Here is a 15731-nt window from a genome sequence, read left to right as displayed (position 1 = left end):
CACCATGAACCATGTATTCCGGATCATCTGGAGCTTTTCCCGCCATGCCTTCGTCGTCGTTTCCGAGCAGGTAAGCGCGCGTGGCAGGCAAGGTGGCCGCGGGGCGCTTGCGGTCGGCAGCCGCCCAGGGCTCTTCTGGCTGACGCCGATCTGCGCTGCGCTGGCCGCCAACACGGCCTGGGCGGCGGGAGTCGAAGTGGCCAGCGGCAATACCGCGGTATTCAACGCCCCCAACGGCGTGCAGGTGATCGATATTGCCACCGCCAACGGTGCCGGCGTCTCCCACAACCGCTACATCCAATACAACGTCGACCCCAGCGGGCAGATCCTCAATAACAACTCGGCATTCACCCGCGCCGGTGCGTTGCAGTCGCAGCTGGGCGGGCAGATCGTGCCCAACGTCAACCTGACCAACGAAGCCCGGGTGATCCTCAACGAAGTGGTGGCGCCCAACCGCTCCTCTTTGCGCGGCTACACCGAGGTGGTGGGCGGCAAGGCCGACGTGATTGTCGCCAACCCCTATGGCATTACCTGTTCGGGGTGCGGCTTCATCAACAGTGATCGGGCCACGCTGACCACGGGCGTACCGACCATCGGTGCCGACGGCCGGGTAGCCGGCTTCACCGTCAACCAGGGTGACATCCTGGTGGAAGGCAACGGCATCGACGCCAAGAACCAGAAGGTGCTCGATCTGGTGGCGCGTTCGGTGAAGATCGACGGCCAGCTCAACGGCCAGGATGTCGCGCTGGTGGCCGGCGCCAACGACTATGGCTACGCCAACCGCGAGACCACGGCACGCGCGTCCAGCGGTGATACGCCGCTGTATGCCATCGACTCCACGGCACTGGGCGGCATGTACGCCAACCGCATCAAGATTCTCGCGACCGAGGGCGGCGTTGGCGTGCGCATGCGCGGCGAAGCGGCGGCGACTGGGGATGACTTTACGCTCAGCGCTTCGGGCAAGATCGAGATCAACACCCGCCTCAGTGCCGAGCGTGATTTGGCTCTGAGCAGTTCGACCAGCGGCGACGCCATCGTCGTCGAAGGTGCGAATACCCAGTTGAGTGCCAAGCGTGACCTGGCGCTGAGCGCCAGCAGTGGCGCTACCAGGCTCGATGAGGCGACCCTGACCGCGAACCGTGACCTCAACGTGACCGCCGCCACCCTGAGTGATACCAGCAGCACCGGCAAGAAGCGCTATGCCGGGCGTGACACCAGGATTCAGACTCAAGGGGCAACCACCCTGGCGGGAACTACCTGGGGGGCGGGTAACGACCTGTCGGTGCAGGCTGGTAGCCTGACGGTGACCAACACCGGCAACCTCTACAGCGGCGCCGATGGCCAGGCAGCGAGCAAAGCCCTGACGCTGCGCACCACCAGTGGCGACCTCAAACTGACGGATGCCAACGTACAGAGCACGGGCGCGCTGAAACTGGATTCGGCCGCTGCGTTGTCCGTTGGCAGCGCTACCACCATCAAGAGTACAGGCGACTACGAGCTGAAGGCGGCTCGCTCGATCGACAACGCCGGCAAGGTCAGTGGCTCGGCAGGCGGCAAGGTCAACGCCGGCACGACGCTAAGCAACAGCAACCTGTTGCATGCCAATGGCTCTTTAGCGGTCGAGGCCGCTTCGATCGGCAACAGCAGCACTGCGGGCATGTCCTCGCTTAATGAGTTGAGCCTGAAAGCCAACACCAACATCGACAACCACGGCGCTCTGTATGCCGCCGAGCACCTGAATCTGCAGGCTGGTGGTCAGTTGAGCAACTACGCCAGCGGTACGCTGAGCGCAGCCAACAAGCTCGATATCCGGAGTGCCCGTCTCGTCAATAACGGCGCCATCGTCAGCTTCGGTGATGCCTACATCAAGACCACCCAGTCATTCGTCAACGAGACACTGTGGAGTGGTGGCATCTTGACCAAGCGCGACGGCGCGGTTGCTTACGGCGGTGTGATCAGCGAGGACAAGATCGCCAACGAAGGTTCGTTCGACAAAGGCATGAACGCCTGGCTCTACGACGAGAAGTATAGTTTTGACGAGCAGTTGGTGGGCCTGACGCTGAGCGAGCTGCAGAACCTGCAGAAAGCGCAGATCATTGCCTACGGTGCCGGCAGCAAACTGACGCTCGACTATGGTTCCAGCGGCCTGAACCGGGTTGGTGTGATATCCGCACCGAATGTCGAGATCACCGGTACCGGCACTTTTACCAACCAGGAGTTGGCGCTTTACCACTATGAGAAAACCCTGCGGTGGATTCGTATCGATGACGAGTCGAGCGGTGATGATGACTTCATCGCCTGGGCGCGCACGGATTCCACTGTCTACTGCTATAACGGTGCGCCTGCCAATTGTTCGGGCCGTGATGATGACCTGCCCAACAGCCCGGATGACGACAACTACAACTGGGACGAGTGGAGCCCGGGCGCCGGCTGGACCAAAACCCGGCACCTCTCGGGGGGCGGCTTTCCTTCGGTACTGGGTGACGAGGCCAGGGAAATGGCTATACAGGGCGGCGTTTTCCGCGATGCCAGCGTTATCGGGCGCAGCGGCGCCGGCATCTTTGCCACCAACCTGAGCATCACTGGTACTGGCACTCTGGTCAACGATGGCTCACCGTGGCCAGACGATCAGGCGCGGGTGGCCCAGACCACGCTGGTCACTGGCTCGGCCAACGGTCCGGCCGGTGGCGCATCGACCATCAATTTACCGAGCAACCCCAATGGTGACTTCGTCATCAGCAAGAACCCGAATACCAAATACCTAGTCGAGACCAACCCCAATTATGGGGTCGGCTCAAACTTCGTTGGTTCGGACTACCTGGCCAAGCGCTATGGCTTCAACCCGGACGATGTACAAAAGCGCCTGGGTGACGCCAATTACGAGGCCTACCTGATTCGTCAGCAACTGATCCAGAAGACCGGCAGTAACGTCATCAACGGCTACGCCAATGAGGTCGATCAGATGCAGCGTCTGATGGATCAGGCCTATGGGGAAGGCCAGAAGCAAGGCCTGCAGTTTGGCAAGCCATTGACTGCCGAACAGGCGGCGAACCTGACCCAGGATATCGTCTGGATGGAAGAAACCGAGGTCCAGGGGCAGAAAGTGCTCGTGCCTCGGGTCTACTTGGCAGCCTCCACCGTTGCCGCCATCGCCAGCGGTGCGGTGATCGCCGCGGACAATCTGGATATCGCTGGCGGCGGTCTGAAGAACACTGGCGGTACCATCGAAGGGCGTGATTCGCTGAGCGTGAAGACCACCGGTGACATCACCAACACCAGTGGCACCATCAAAGGTGGCAACGTCAGCCTGACCTCGACCGAAGGCAGCATCCGCAATGAAACCCTGGCGGTCGGGCAGGGCGATGGCACGACCTATACGACGGCTCTCGGCAAGAACGGTACGATCGAGTCGAACAACAACCTGAGTCTGGATGCGGCCAAGGACGTGACCGTGCTCGGTGCCGACGTCAAGGCAGGTGGCGACGCCTCCATCGCTGCAGGCGGCGACGTGACCTTCGACACCATCGTCGACAAGAACACGGCCACTAGCTACACCGAACGCGGCGGCTTCCTGGGCGGCACCAGCACACGCACGTCGGTCAGCACCGAGAAGAACCTCGGTTCGAATCTGTCCACTGGCGGCAACCTGACGGTCAAGAGTGGTGGTGATACCACTATCGCCGGCAGTAATGCCGATATCGGCGGAAACCTAGACGCGCAGACCGGCGGCAGCTTCAAGGTCGTGGCCCGGCAGGACAAGGAGACCGTAGAAACCCAAACCAGCACATCGGGTGTCGGTGTCGGCGGCGGTCTCTACGGTAGCCAGAAAACCACGGTGAACGATTTCACCGGCACCAACAAAGGCTCGACCCTTAATGTCGGCGGCAATGCCAACGTCAAGTCGGACAAGGCCATCGTTCTGCAGGGCTCGGATGCCAACATCGGCGGTGACGCCAACCTCGAAGGCAAGGAGGGCATCGCCATTCTCGATGGCCTGGACGAGAAGCGCACCAGTACGCGTGTCGAGACCACCACCTTCCTCAAGGTAGACAGCTCCAGCGGCGCCGAGGCCAAGGCCCAGGCCAGTGCCGTCGGCCTGCAGTCGGAGGCTTCTGCCGAAGCCAGCGCCAAGGCGTCGGCCAACCTCAAGCTGGCAGAAACTAGCGTCACCACTACCAAGGAGGGCAAGAACACCAGCGTCGCCTCGAACCTGAAGGTCGGCGGCAATCTGGGCATGAAGAGCGACGGCACGGTTACCGTGCAGGGCTCGAACGTGGAGGCCGGTGGTGACCTGGCGATCGATGCCAAGGACGTTCAGGTACTGACCGGGCGCAACGAGGAATGGCGCGAGAGCGAAACCACCACGACCTCCGTTGGTATCTACAACGATGCCGAAGCCAAGGCGGGTGCGTCGGCTTCGGCAGGTGTGAGCGGTGGCGGCGTGGCCAGCGGCCAGGCGCAAGCCGGTGCGGATGCCGGGTCGACCACGACGGCGGGGGTGCGCCACGAGCATTCGCAGGAATCCAGCTACAGCCTGACCAACTCGTCCTCGACCCTCAAATCCGGCGGCAACATGAGCGTGACCGCCAAGGATACCGCGACCTTCCAGGGCGCCAATGTGGAGTCTGGTGGCGACATGAACATCCAGGCCAAGGACATCAGGAATGTCGCGGCCCAGGATGTCAGCCGCTCCAGCAGCTCGGCCGAAACCCATACGGCCGGCGTCTATCTGGGCACCGGCGCATCGGCCCAGGCCAGTGCCAATGGCAATTCCCAGGGGCAGGGCGATGCGTCAGCCATTGCCTCGGCCGAGGCCAGTGCCGGCCTGCGCTATGCCTACGAATCGGAGAAGAACAGCGAGGGCTCGATCACCCAGGTGACCAACAGCTTCAAGTCCGGCGGCAACTTCACCCGCCAGGCACAGGACACCATCGTCGATCAGGGCACCCAGGTGGAGGCGGCGGGCAACATCACCCAGTCGGCGCGGGTGATCCGCGACGAGGCGGTCTCCGATTCCAGCTGGTCGAGCAGCGATGCCCAGAGCCATGACGCCCGCGTTGGCGTGTATGCCGGCGCGGAAGCCAACGCCAGTGCCAGCGGGGGCGCCGATGCCAGCGCCGGGGTTGGGGTCAAGGCGTCGTACCAGGGCTCCATTTCCAGCGAGAGCGAGCAGCAGAGTACGGCGGTCACCAGCCGCTTCAAGGCCGGTGGCGACATCAGCTCGACGTCGAAGGAGCAGACGACCCTGGTCGGTACCCAGTTCGAGTCGGGTGGCGACACCACCATCGACGCCGGTTCGCTCGATTACCAGGCGGCGAAGGACACCTCCAGCGCCAAGGGCAGCAGTCACGACATCAATGTCGAGGCCAAGGTCGCCATCGCCGGAAACGACGCCAGTCTCGACGCGGGCTATGACATGGCCAAGAGTTCCGAGAGCGCTTCGACCGCGCGCACCGGCAGCATCCAGAGCGCAGGCAACCTGACCATCCGCACCCGCGGCGATGCCACGTTCACCGGCACTGAACTATCGGCTGGTGGCAAGACCAGCATCGACTCCGGCGGCAACGTGACGTTCAACGAGGCGCGTGACACCGCCAACAGCTCGTCCCTCGACCTTTCCGTCGGCGTCAGCGCGTCGTCGAGCAAGACCGATACCGGTGGCAAGGAAAACGAAGGTGAGCTGGGGCTCGGTGTCGGCTACGGCACGGCATCGAGTTCTACCGCGCGGGTTGGCAGCATCAGCGGCGGACAGGGCGTGAGCATCAGCAGTGGCGGTAATACCACGCTAGTGGGAACGCAGATCGAGTCAGGGGCGCAGACCGACATCAGTGCCGGGGGCAAGGTCAACCTGCAGGAGGCCGTCAGCACCTCGTCGAACTTCGCCGTTCGGGCGGAAACCTCGGTCAGCGGTAGCAGCAGCTCGGAGCCGGCCAAGCCAGCTAGCGAGGGGGCCTCCAAAGGTGCTGCGAACAAACCGGCAGAGGATGCCGGCGAGGACGACGATGGGCCGATCGGTGCCTCAGGGCTGGAGCTCGAGGTGGGCAGCAGCCGTGAAGCCACCAAGGTCAATATTCAGTCAGCTGGCGGCACCAGCATCAGGCAGGGGCAGCGCTGAGCAGCGAGGGTCTAAGGCATAAAAAAGCGCCTGGGCATTAGTGTCCAGGCGCTTTAGTTTTAGTCTGTTGCCGCCAGAGTGCTTACACCTTGAACTGATCCATCAGTTTCATCTGCTGGTTGGCCAGGCTGTTGAGTTGGCTGCTGACTTTCGCCGACTCGGTGGCTTGCTCGGTCAGGGTTTCGGTCACGGTGCGGATGGCGGCGACGTTGCGGTTCACTTCTTCTGCGACAGCGCTCTGCTCTTCGGCTGCGCTGGCGATCTGCAGGTTCATGTCGCTGATCACAGACACAGCATCGCTGATCCGGCCCAGGGTCTGGGCGGCGTTCTGGATCTGCTCGACGTTGGCCTGCGCATGCTGGTGGCTGGTGTGCATGGTGGTCACCACGCCGCGGGTAGCGCCCTGGATGCGCTCGATAACCTGGCGGATTTCTTCGACCGAATCCTGGGTGCGCCGCGCCAGGTTGCGTACTTCGTCGGCGACTACCGCGAAGCCGCGGCCGCTGTCGCCTGCTCGGGCTGCTTCGATGGCGGCGTTGAGGGCCAGCAGGTTGGTCTGCTCGGCGATACTGCGGATCACTTCAAGCACCGAGCCGATCTGTTCGCTGTTGACCGCCAGGGCTTCGACCTCGGTCACCGCCTTGCTGATTTCATCGGCCAGGGTACGGATGTCCTGGCTGCTGCGCTCGATGATGGTGCGGCTCTGCTGGGCCGATTCATCGGCGCCGCGGGCCGCTTCGGCGGCGTTGGAGGCGCTGCTGGCCACTTCCTGAGCGGTGGCGCTCATTTCGTTGGAGGCAGTGGCGACCTGATCGACCTCACGGAACTGTATCTGCATGCCGTCGCTGGTCTGGCTGGCGATGTGGGAGGACTGATCGGCGGTGGCACGCGCCTCGGTGATGCTCTGCTTGATCTGCGCGATGGTCGGCTGCAGCTTGTCGAGAAAGCGGTTGAACCAGCTGGCCAGCTCGCCCAGCTCATCGCGCTTGTTGTAGCGCAGGCGCTGGGTCAGGTCGCCTTCACCGCTGGCGATGTCTTCGAGCATATGGGCCACGGCGTTGATCGGCCGGGTCACGCCTGAGGCGGTCAGCCAGATCAGGATCAGCCCCACCAGGCCGGCAATCAGCGCCACGCTCAATGCCTTGATGGTGCCGCTGGTCTGGGCTTGGTCGAGCAGGCCCTGCAGTTTCACCGCGTCGGCCAGCAATACCTTTTCGGGCAGACCGATGGACACGCCCCAGGGTTTGGCATTGGCGATGGGGCTGACCGGGTAGACAGCGTATATGAAGTCGCCTTGCTCGAGGGTGCTCGGCGCGCTGTTGCCCACCGCCGCGAGAATCTTCTTGCCTTCGTCGCCCTGGGCTTCTTCGATGCTCTTGCCGATCTGGCTATCGTCGGTGCTGTAGGCGGCCAGGGTGCCGCTGGGGGAGACGATCAGCACCCGGCCGGCGTCGTCGAACAGCCCGTGCTGGGCTTCCCTGGCCGCCGCCTGCAGCGAGGCCAGCTCCAGATCGACGCCCAGCGTGGCAACGACCTTGTCACCGTCCATCACCGGGATGGTCAGCGACGTCATCAGCAGGCGCTTGCCTTCAAGGGTGTCTGCGTAGGGTTCCAGCAGGCAGGCGGTCCTGCGCTCGCGGGGGCAGGTGTACCAGGCGTTGTAGGGTGTGCCGCTGATGCTCAGCTCGGTTTTGTTGATGTCGGCTTCGGTGATCATGATGTTCATCGGCTGCGGCGTACTGCGCGTCCATGCACTGGAGAAACGGCCGGTTTCATTGGAGCCGCGAGCGCTGTCGTTGACGAACTCACCGTCGCGACCATCCAGGGCATTGGGCTCGAATACCAGCCAGACGCCCAATACCTTGGTATTGCGCTCGAAAGTGGTCTTGATGCTCTGGTTGATCGCTTCGCGCAGGTCGCTGGTCGGCATGCCGACCTTGGTGGCCAGGGTGCGCAGGTCATGTACTTCATCGGCCAGACTGGTGGCAACCACCAGGGTTTCGCTGAAGGTGCGCTGCAGCCTGACCGATTGTTCGGCGGCCCGGGCTTCGAGCAGATTTTCGACGCTGTCAGTCAACATCTGGCGGCTGGAGGTGCTGGTCAGTTGGTTGTTCTGGCTGCTTTGATAAAGGTTCATCCCCACGATCAGGGCGATCACACCAAGCAGGCAAAGCCCGGAGAGCAAAACGATTTTCAGCCGAATCGACATCGAGTTGAACATGGCGCTATCTCTGAAGTACGCGGTTGCTCAGCGCTGCTGAGCAGACACGAGTGGGGTCTTTAGGGGTATCGGCGCGGCGGTTCTTTTCATGAGCGGGTACCCTTGAAAATGCTGCACCGTTGAGCGCTTCGCTAGCTGTCATATAGACACTAGTCGACTCGGCGGTGACCGCCATGCTTCTAAGGGCTGCTTGCCCGAAGTTTCTGCCAGGTGCTGTCCAGTGCTGATTTCTGGGCGGCGCTCAAGGACTCCAGCAGGTAGCTGGCGCGCCGTTGCTTAGCGTTCATCACCTGCAGTGGATAATCGGCTGCGAACTGCAGCATGGCGGGTGAGTCACTTGGCAGCGGCGGGTAGAAATGCGTGGCCTGGGCATTGCGAATGGCGTTTTGCGGGGTGATCAGAAAGTCGATGAAGCGGTAGGCCAGCTCCGGGTTGGGCGCATTGGCAGGGATGGCCAGGGTATCGATGTACATCGCGGCGCCCTCATCGGGAATCACATAGCTCAGCGCCGAATTTCTTTCGATCGCCCGCAGGGCATGGCCGCTCCAGCTCATGGCCAGGCACAGCTTGCCTTGCGCCAAGGCATCGATGTACGCCCAGTTGTTCAGTTCGGCGAACTTGGGCATCAGGGGTTCCAGGGGTTGCAGTGCCTTGGCGATTTGGCGCGGGCTGCTGACCGTCGGATTACGACCCTTGTAGTTGAGCATCAGCGAGGCCACTTCCTGAGGGGCATCGATCAAGCCAACGCCACAGCTGAACAGGCGCGACACCTGGGGGGGTTCGAACAGCAGGCTCCAGCTCGTCGGCAATGGCGTCCCGTAGGCGGCCTGGGCCAGAGTGGCGTTCACCACCATGCCAACCGAACCCCACAGGTAAGGCACCGCATGTTCCTTGGCCGCTGGCTGGCCGGCCAGCATCGACAGCAGCCAGGGATCGAGCTGTTTGTAGTGGACCAGGCGACTGGTATCCAGCGGCGCCAGCTTGCCGCCAGCGACCAGCTCCTTGAGCATGAAATGCGACGGCACGATGACGTCATAGGCCGTGCCTGACTGCATCGCCTGCATCAGCTCCTCGCTGGTGGTGAACCCCTGATACTCCACGCGTACGCCGGTGCTGCGTTGAAAGTCCTCGATCACTGCAGGGTCGAAGTAGTCCTGCCAGCTCAGGAAACGCAGTACTTGTTGGGCGTGCACGCTGTTGCAGGCGAGTAGGGTTATCAGGCAGACCAGGGCTTTCATGGCGTCGCTCCTTGGCTCAAGGGCACTCGGATGAGGCGGGGTGTTTGGGGCAGGGAGCTGCAAAGGCTGACGAGGGCATTGGGCATGCCGGAACGAGACATACCGCAATCGTTGCCGGGGTCGAGAACGAGGTTATCGGTGCGGGGCTCGATCCGGTGCAGATCGCGTTCATTGGCATCGAAGGTGCTGATCTGCTGCCTCGGATCATGGTGAAGCCCTTAGCTGCATTCTTATTGTTCTTGTCGTGACGGGCAGGGCGAGATGAGGCTGCTGCCGATCCGGTCTTGTCGCGATGATAGGGGCGGCCAGCGGCCGACGTTATCCCGAATTGGCAAGGGGGACAGATACCCGCGCACAGGTGTGAACCATCTTGGAAACAGGGTTTTTTTGGCTGCCAATATGGGATAACGCCACTTGGGGGAAGGGCCTAGGATCATTTTCGACAGCCAATAACAATTGCGTTCCGGTCGGCCAGGAGGGCGCGTCGCCTTCTTCCGACCCTTGCAAACTGCCTCATAAAATAAGGTCAAGAGAATGAGCGTATCCACGAGTGTGCCTGCAGGCTCGAACGAGCTGCGGCGCGGTGCCCTGAGCGTTGGTTTCATCATCTTTTTCGTGGTGTCGGCGGCCAGCCCCCTGAGCGTACTGGCCGGCGGCTTCCCGATCGGCATCATGCTGGGTAGCGGTGCCGGTACGCCGGCGCTGCTGGTGATCGCCCTGCTGGTGCTGCTCGCGTTCGCGGTGGGTTACACCACCATGGCGCGGCACGTCACCAATGCCGGCGGCTTCTATGCCTTCTCCTCGCGCGGCTTGGGTGGGCTGGCGGGCGGGGCGGCGGGGATGCTGGCAATGTTCGCCTACAACATCCTGCAGGTTGGTCTTTATGGCATGTTCGGCGGTGTGATGGCTGGCACCATGTCCAGCGTGTTCGCCATTGACCTGCCCTGGTGGTCGTACTCGCTGATGGCCATGGTCAGCGTGGCCATTCTCGGCTACCGCAATATCGATCTGTCCGCGCGGGTGTTGTCGCTGATCGTGGTTGCCGAGTATCTGGCCATCCTGGTGCTGGACATCGCCATCCTGCGCAGCGGTGGCGACAGCGGGGTGAATTTCGACTCCTTCAAGGCCGAACATGTGTTCAGCGGCAATCCGTCGATCGGTCTGCTGTTCTGCTTCGCAGCGTTCATCGGCTTTGAGGCAACCACCATTTATGGTGAGGAGGCGAAGAACCCGCAACGCGCCATCCCCATCGCCACCTATGTGTCGGTGCTGCTGATTGGTTGCTTCTACGCCATCTCGATCTGGTCCATGGTCATTGGCGTGGGCACCGACAAGATCGTGCCGACCCTGCAGGCGCTGACTGACCCGACCACCTTCATCTATGGACTGTCCGATCATTACGTCGGTGCCCATCTGACCCAGGTGATCCGCGTGCTGTTCGTGGTGAGCATCTATGCCGGCCTGCTGGCGTTTCACAATTCGGCGGCGCGCTATTTCTACGCCATCGGCCGTGACGGCCTGCTGCCCAAGTCGCTGGGCCTGACGCACCGCATTCACCAGAGCCCGCACATGGGGTCGGCCCTGCAGAGCCTGATCGCTGCCGTGGTGGTGCTGATCTTCGCGGTGATGGAGGCCGATCCGATCCTGCAGCTGTTCGCCTGGTTCTCCAGCCTGGCCACGCTGTGCCTGCTGCTGCTCATGGCGCTGACCTCGGCCGCGGTGCTGATGTACTTCAAGCGCAACCCGCAACTGAAGCTGGGGCTGCTGCGCCGCCTGATCCTGCCAGGGTTCTCCTGTGCGGCCTTGGGCATTGTTCTGGTCATCGCAGTCATCCATTTCGACGTGCTGACCGGCTCCAGCAAGGCGATCTCCTATGCGCTTTGCGCGGTCATCCCCGCGGCCCTGATCGGTGGTGTGCTGTTGGCCATGCGCCTGCGTCGCAAGTCGCCGGAATGCTTCGCCAAGCTGGGTAGCCACAAGCTGTAAGCCATTTTCCTTCTCTCTGCGCCAACCCCGCCTTACAGCAGTGCTGCCGACGGGGTCATGAGCGAGCAACCCAATCTATCCGCAACAGTCGCCGGCGGGCGAAGGTAGCCCAATCGCTGTATTGCGATTCGCCGGTGGCGGCAACAACGATAAATGGACGTGAAAGGAGCATCACCATGGAATATCGCAAAGCGGCAACACGCCTTTCCAGTGGCAGCCTGGCCCTGAGCCTGGCCATCGGTCTGACTACACCAGCAGGCGCTTATGAGCTGTACAGCGACGATGACAGCCATCTCAACGCCGATGTGCTCGCTGTATTCGGCATGCTCAACAGCCGTAAGAACTACGACGGCACCACCGGCGGTTCGACTTGGCGTGAGGGCTTCATCAAGTACGGTGTGAGCGGTGATCAGGGCCTCGGCACCGCTGGCACCGCCTACGGTGCCTTCAACCTGGTGAGCTCGGCGACCTGGGGCGATGGCGACCCGGCTGGCCTGACCGACGGCACCGAGCGCACCACCAAGATCGAAGAAGCCTATCTGGGCTGGCGCTCGGGGGATCTGTTCCCGGCGCTCGGCAAGGATGGCGTGGACTTTTCCGCCGGCCGGCAGGTAGTCAAATTGGGGCGTGGTTTCCTGATCAACGACGATGGCACCAACCTGGGCAAGGGGCCGGCTGATGGCGCGCTGAATCGCGGTGGCGCCTACTACATCGCCGCTCGCCATGCCTTCGACCGCACGGCGGTGTTGCGTCTGGGCGGCGAGGAGGGCGTGCACGGCTCGGCGGTATGGCTCAAATCCGACAACCGTGCCCAGGCCGAAGTCGAACTGGCCGCCGGGACCCTGGATTACACCAACGACACCGGTACCCTGGGCCTCACCTGGGTTCATGGTCTGGATGTGAATAAACGCTGGGCCAGCCCTATCCAGGCGCAGCGCGAGAACATGAACCTCTACAGCATTCGCGGCGAGGGCAGTGCCGGCATCGAGAATGCCAACTTCGCCTTCGAATATGCCTGGCAGGATGTCGATACCGGCGTAGAGAAGGCCTGGTACACCGAGGCCGGTTACACCTTCGCCAATGCGCCCTGGGCGCCGAGCCTGACCTACCGCTACACACGCTTTTCGGGGGATTGGGATTCGCTGTTCACAGGGCTGAGCACCGGTTATGGCACCTGGTTCCAGGGTGAGGTGGCAGGCAATTATGCGGGGCCGTTGAACACCAATACCGGCATCCATCACGTGGGCCTCAAGGCAACGCCGGTGGAGGGGCTGACCCTGGGCGCGCTGTTCTTCGACTACACCACGTTGCACGACCGCGACACCATCAACCGTGATGCCCGTGAGCTCGATCTGTATGCCGAATGGGCGGTCAGCGACCACCTGATCATCACGCCGCTGGTGGGGCTCTACAAACCCAGCAAGAGTGCCGAGGATGGGGTCGGCAACCAGGTCGGCGGCAATGGTACTAACGTCTACAGCCAGCTGATGGTCGTTGTGCCGTTCTGACGTTTCAGCTAACCCTCTTGGCGACCTGCTCCACGCACTTGGTCGCACGACTGCCCGCTTGCGGGCAGTCGGTTTTCCTTTTCCCTTATCCCTCTCAGGCAGTCGGTATCGAGCGCTGCGCGTGGATGTTCTGAGCGATGCGCCTGGTGGTGTCGATCAGCATGTCGAGCACCGTCTCCTGACGCAGCAGCCGGAAATTGGCCGTGGTGCCCACCGCGGAAATACTGCCCATCACTTCCTTCTCATCGACGCTGACGATGGGGGCGGCGATACCGGTGTGTCCGGTGTTCAGTTCGTCGTGGGTGATGCTGTAGCCATCCTTGCGAATCTTCTTGGCCATGCGCGCGAACTCCGACCAGCTGCAGGTGCTGTAGGGGTTGCTGGGGTCGTGGGCGATTTCTTCGTGCAGTTTTTGCAGGCGTTTGCCCTTTTGCGAGGCCACCAGCACCTTGGACTGCGCACCGCGAAACAGCGGCAGCGGATGGCCACGGCCGAAGGCGAAGTGCGAGGCATCGTGGGATTCGGTGATGTAGGTGTTGATGATGTGGCCGTCGTAGAAAACGCTGGCGAACACCGCCAGGCCGGTCTTGTCGGCCAGCTCGTGCATCAGTTCGCGCCCGGCGCTGAGGATCGGATCGTACTGGCGCATCATCCAGTCCAGCTCGATGATCCGTGGCCCCAGGCCATAGCTGCCGGCGCCCACGCGGGTCAGCAGGCCCGCCTCGCAGAGGTCCTTCACGTAGCGGTACACCGTGGCCCGGGAAAGCCCCATGCGCGCGGCGATGGTTTCCGGGTCCACCTGCAGTTGCTCGGGGCCGAACAGGTCCAGCACGCCCAGGGTCTTGCTCAAGCTGCTCATCTCACTCCTTGTGCGGCCACTACCTGCCGCTTTGCGTTTGCACCCACTACTGGCCCTGACGAGCGCTGCCCGCATGCACAGATGATGCAGGCGAGGGCAGAGAATCTCGCAGTCTGAGAAACGCTTGTCAAATTACCCTTAAAAATCTCATTTGTCTCGTATTTTGAGTAAATCATTAAAAATAACTTGGCGGTTTTTTTGAATGATGGAATAAATCTCAAAAAACAACGCAAGCCTGCGAGGGCAGACGAATGAATGGTGCCGAATTACTGATCGAAGCTGCTGCCGCCAGCGGCGTCGAATACTGTTTCGCCAACCCGGGAACCACCGAGATTCCCCTGGTGGCCGCGATCGCGAAACATCCTGCGCTGACGCTCAAGCCTGTGCTGTCGCTGTTCGAGGGTGTGTGCACCGGCGCCGCTGACGGTTACGGACGCATTGCCGGCAAGCCAGCCATGACCCTGACCCACCTCGGCCCGGGCTTCGCCAACGGCATCGCCAACCTGCACAACGCCCGCCGCGCCAACACGCCGATCGTCAACGTGATTGGTGATCACGCCTCCTGGCACGTCAACTACGACCCGCCCCTGGCCAGCGACATCGAAGCCCTGGCCGGCGCGGTATCCGGCTGGGTGCGCACCTCGCGCAGCGCCGAGCGGGTCGGCGAAGATTTCCAGAGCGCCGTGCAGGCCGCCTGGCAGCCACGCGGGCAGATCGCCAGCCTGATTCTGCCGATGGACCTGCAGGCCAACGAGGTGTCGGCTGGCGCCGCGCACTTCGCGCCGCTGCTGGCGCCGGTTCGTCGTCTGGCCGGCGACAAGGTCGAGCAGGTGGTAGCGGCCCTCAAGGGCGGCAAGCGCCTGGTGTTCATCGTCGGCGACAGCGGCCTCACGGCTGAAGGGCTGGAGGCCGCTGGCCGCCTGGCTCACCTGCCGGGTGTGCGGCTGTTCGCCGAGACCTTCCCGCGCGTCAGCCACCGTGGTGGTGGCCTGCCGGATCTCGACCGCCTGCCGTACTTCCCGGAAGTGGCCATCGAGATTCTCGACCAGTACGACCTGGTGGTATGCGCCGGTGTGCCGGAACCGATCAGCTACTTCGGCTACGAAGGCATCGCCTCGCGGCTGGCCGAGCGTGATCGCCTGCTGTCCCTGGCCGAGGTCGGCGACGACGTGGTCGGCGCGATCACCGCGGTGGCCGACGCCCTGTAGGCACCGGCCCATGTGCCTGTGCCTCAAGGCATCGAGATGCCGCCGGCCGAAGACGCACTGTCGCCGCAGTCGATCGGCAAGGTGCTGTCCGCTGCCCTGACTCACGACTGCATCGTATCCATCGAGGGCGGCACCTGCGGTTACCCGTTTTTCACCGCCTCGGCCGGCGCGGCCCGCCACCGCGTGCTGACCAACACCGGCGGCGCCATCGGCCAGGGCATCCCGGCCGGTTTCGGTGCGGCCCTAGCCGAGCGTGGCAATACCGTGTTCTGCCTGCAGTCGGACGGCAGCGCCCAGTACACCATCCAGACCCTGTGGAGCATCGCCCGTGAGCAGCTGCCGGTGATCATTCTGATCGCCGCCAACCACCGCTACGCGATCCTGCAGAACGAGCTGCGCCGTTACGGCGTGACCGACTTCGGCCCGCAAGCATTGGCCCTGACCGAACTGGACCGCCCGCGGGTGGACTGGAAGGCCCTGGCCAAGGGCTACGGCGTACCGGCCAGCACCGTGCGCACCAACCTTGAATTGCGTCAGGCCCTGGCGAATGCCATCGCCAGCGCGGCGCCCTGCCTGATCGAAATGGAGCTGTGAGC

At 62.8% G+C, this 15731-nt stretch carries 6 protein-coding genes and 1 pseudogene; 4 read left to right on the top strand and 3 right to left on the bottom strand.

Features of this window, described 5'->3' with window-relative positions; all coding sequences use genetic code 11:
• Window positions 1-4: 4 nt before the first annotated feature.
• Window positions 5-6115 carry a hemagglutinin repeat-containing protein gene (locus BM279_RS07150; protein WP_093502269.1) on the top strand — a complete coding sequence of 2037 codons (6111 nt, stop codon included), beginning with the start codon at window positions 5-7 and terminating at the stop codon, window positions 6113-6115.
• An 82-nt stretch (window positions 6116-6197) separates the two neighbouring features.
• Here the strand turns inward: BM279_RS07150 and BM279_RS07145 are convergent, their stop codons facing one another.
• Both BM279_RS07145 and BM279_RS07140 read right to left on the bottom strand, forming a co-directional pair.
• Window positions 6198-8336, bottom strand: a complete 2139-nt coding sequence (locus BM279_RS07145; protein ID WP_093502267.1) for a methyl-accepting chemotaxis protein — start codon at window positions 8334-8336, stop codon at window positions 6198-6200.
• Between the two features lie 179 nt (window positions 8337-8515).
• Window positions 8516-9574 (bottom strand): extracellular solute-binding protein, encoded by a 1059-nt coding sequence (locus BM279_RS07140; RefSeq protein ID WP_093502265.1) that lies wholly within the window; start codon window positions 9572-9574, stop codon window positions 8516-8518.
• Between the two features lie 534 nt (window positions 9575-10108).
• Between BM279_RS07140 and BM279_RS07130 the strand changes: the two genes are divergently transcribed.
• Both BM279_RS07130 and BM279_RS07125 read left to right on the top strand, forming a co-directional pair.
• On the top strand, window positions 10109-11560 hold the full coding sequence (locus BM279_RS07130) for an APC family permease (RefSeq protein WP_093502261.1): 1452 nt from the start codon (window positions 10109-10111) through the stop codon (window positions 11558-11560).
• Window positions 11561-11736: 176 nt separating this feature from the next.
• The gene (locus BM279_RS07125; RefSeq protein WP_093502259.1) at window positions 11737-13068 is read left to right on the top strand and encodes an alginate export family protein; all 1332 of its coding nucleotides are present in this window, start codon (window positions 11737-11739) and stop codon (window positions 13066-13068) included.
• Window positions 13069-13162: 94 nt separating this feature from the next.
• Here the strand turns inward: BM279_RS07125 and BM279_RS07120 are convergent, their stop codons facing one another.
• Complete coding sequence (locus BM279_RS07120) at window positions 13163-13927, bottom strand: IclR family transcriptional regulator (RefSeq protein WP_093502257.1); 765 nt, start codon at window positions 13925-13927, stop codon at window positions 13163-13165.
• Window positions 13928-14178: 251 nt separating this feature from the next.
• Between BM279_RS07120 and BM279_RS07115 the strand changes: the two are divergent.
• A pseudogene (locus BM279_RS07115) lies at window positions 14179-15729 on the top strand (acetolactate synthase large subunit).
• The last annotated feature ends 2 nt before the right edge of the window (window positions 15730-15731 follow it).

Source organism: Phytopseudomonas straminea (assembly GCF_900112645.1).
GTDB classification, from domain to species: domain Bacteria; phylum Pseudomonadota; class Gammaproteobacteria; order Pseudomonadales; family Pseudomonadaceae; genus Aquipseudomonas; species Aquipseudomonas straminea.
Note: the sequence above shows the minus strand (reverse complement) of the source record. Positions and strands in the feature narration are given on the sequence as shown.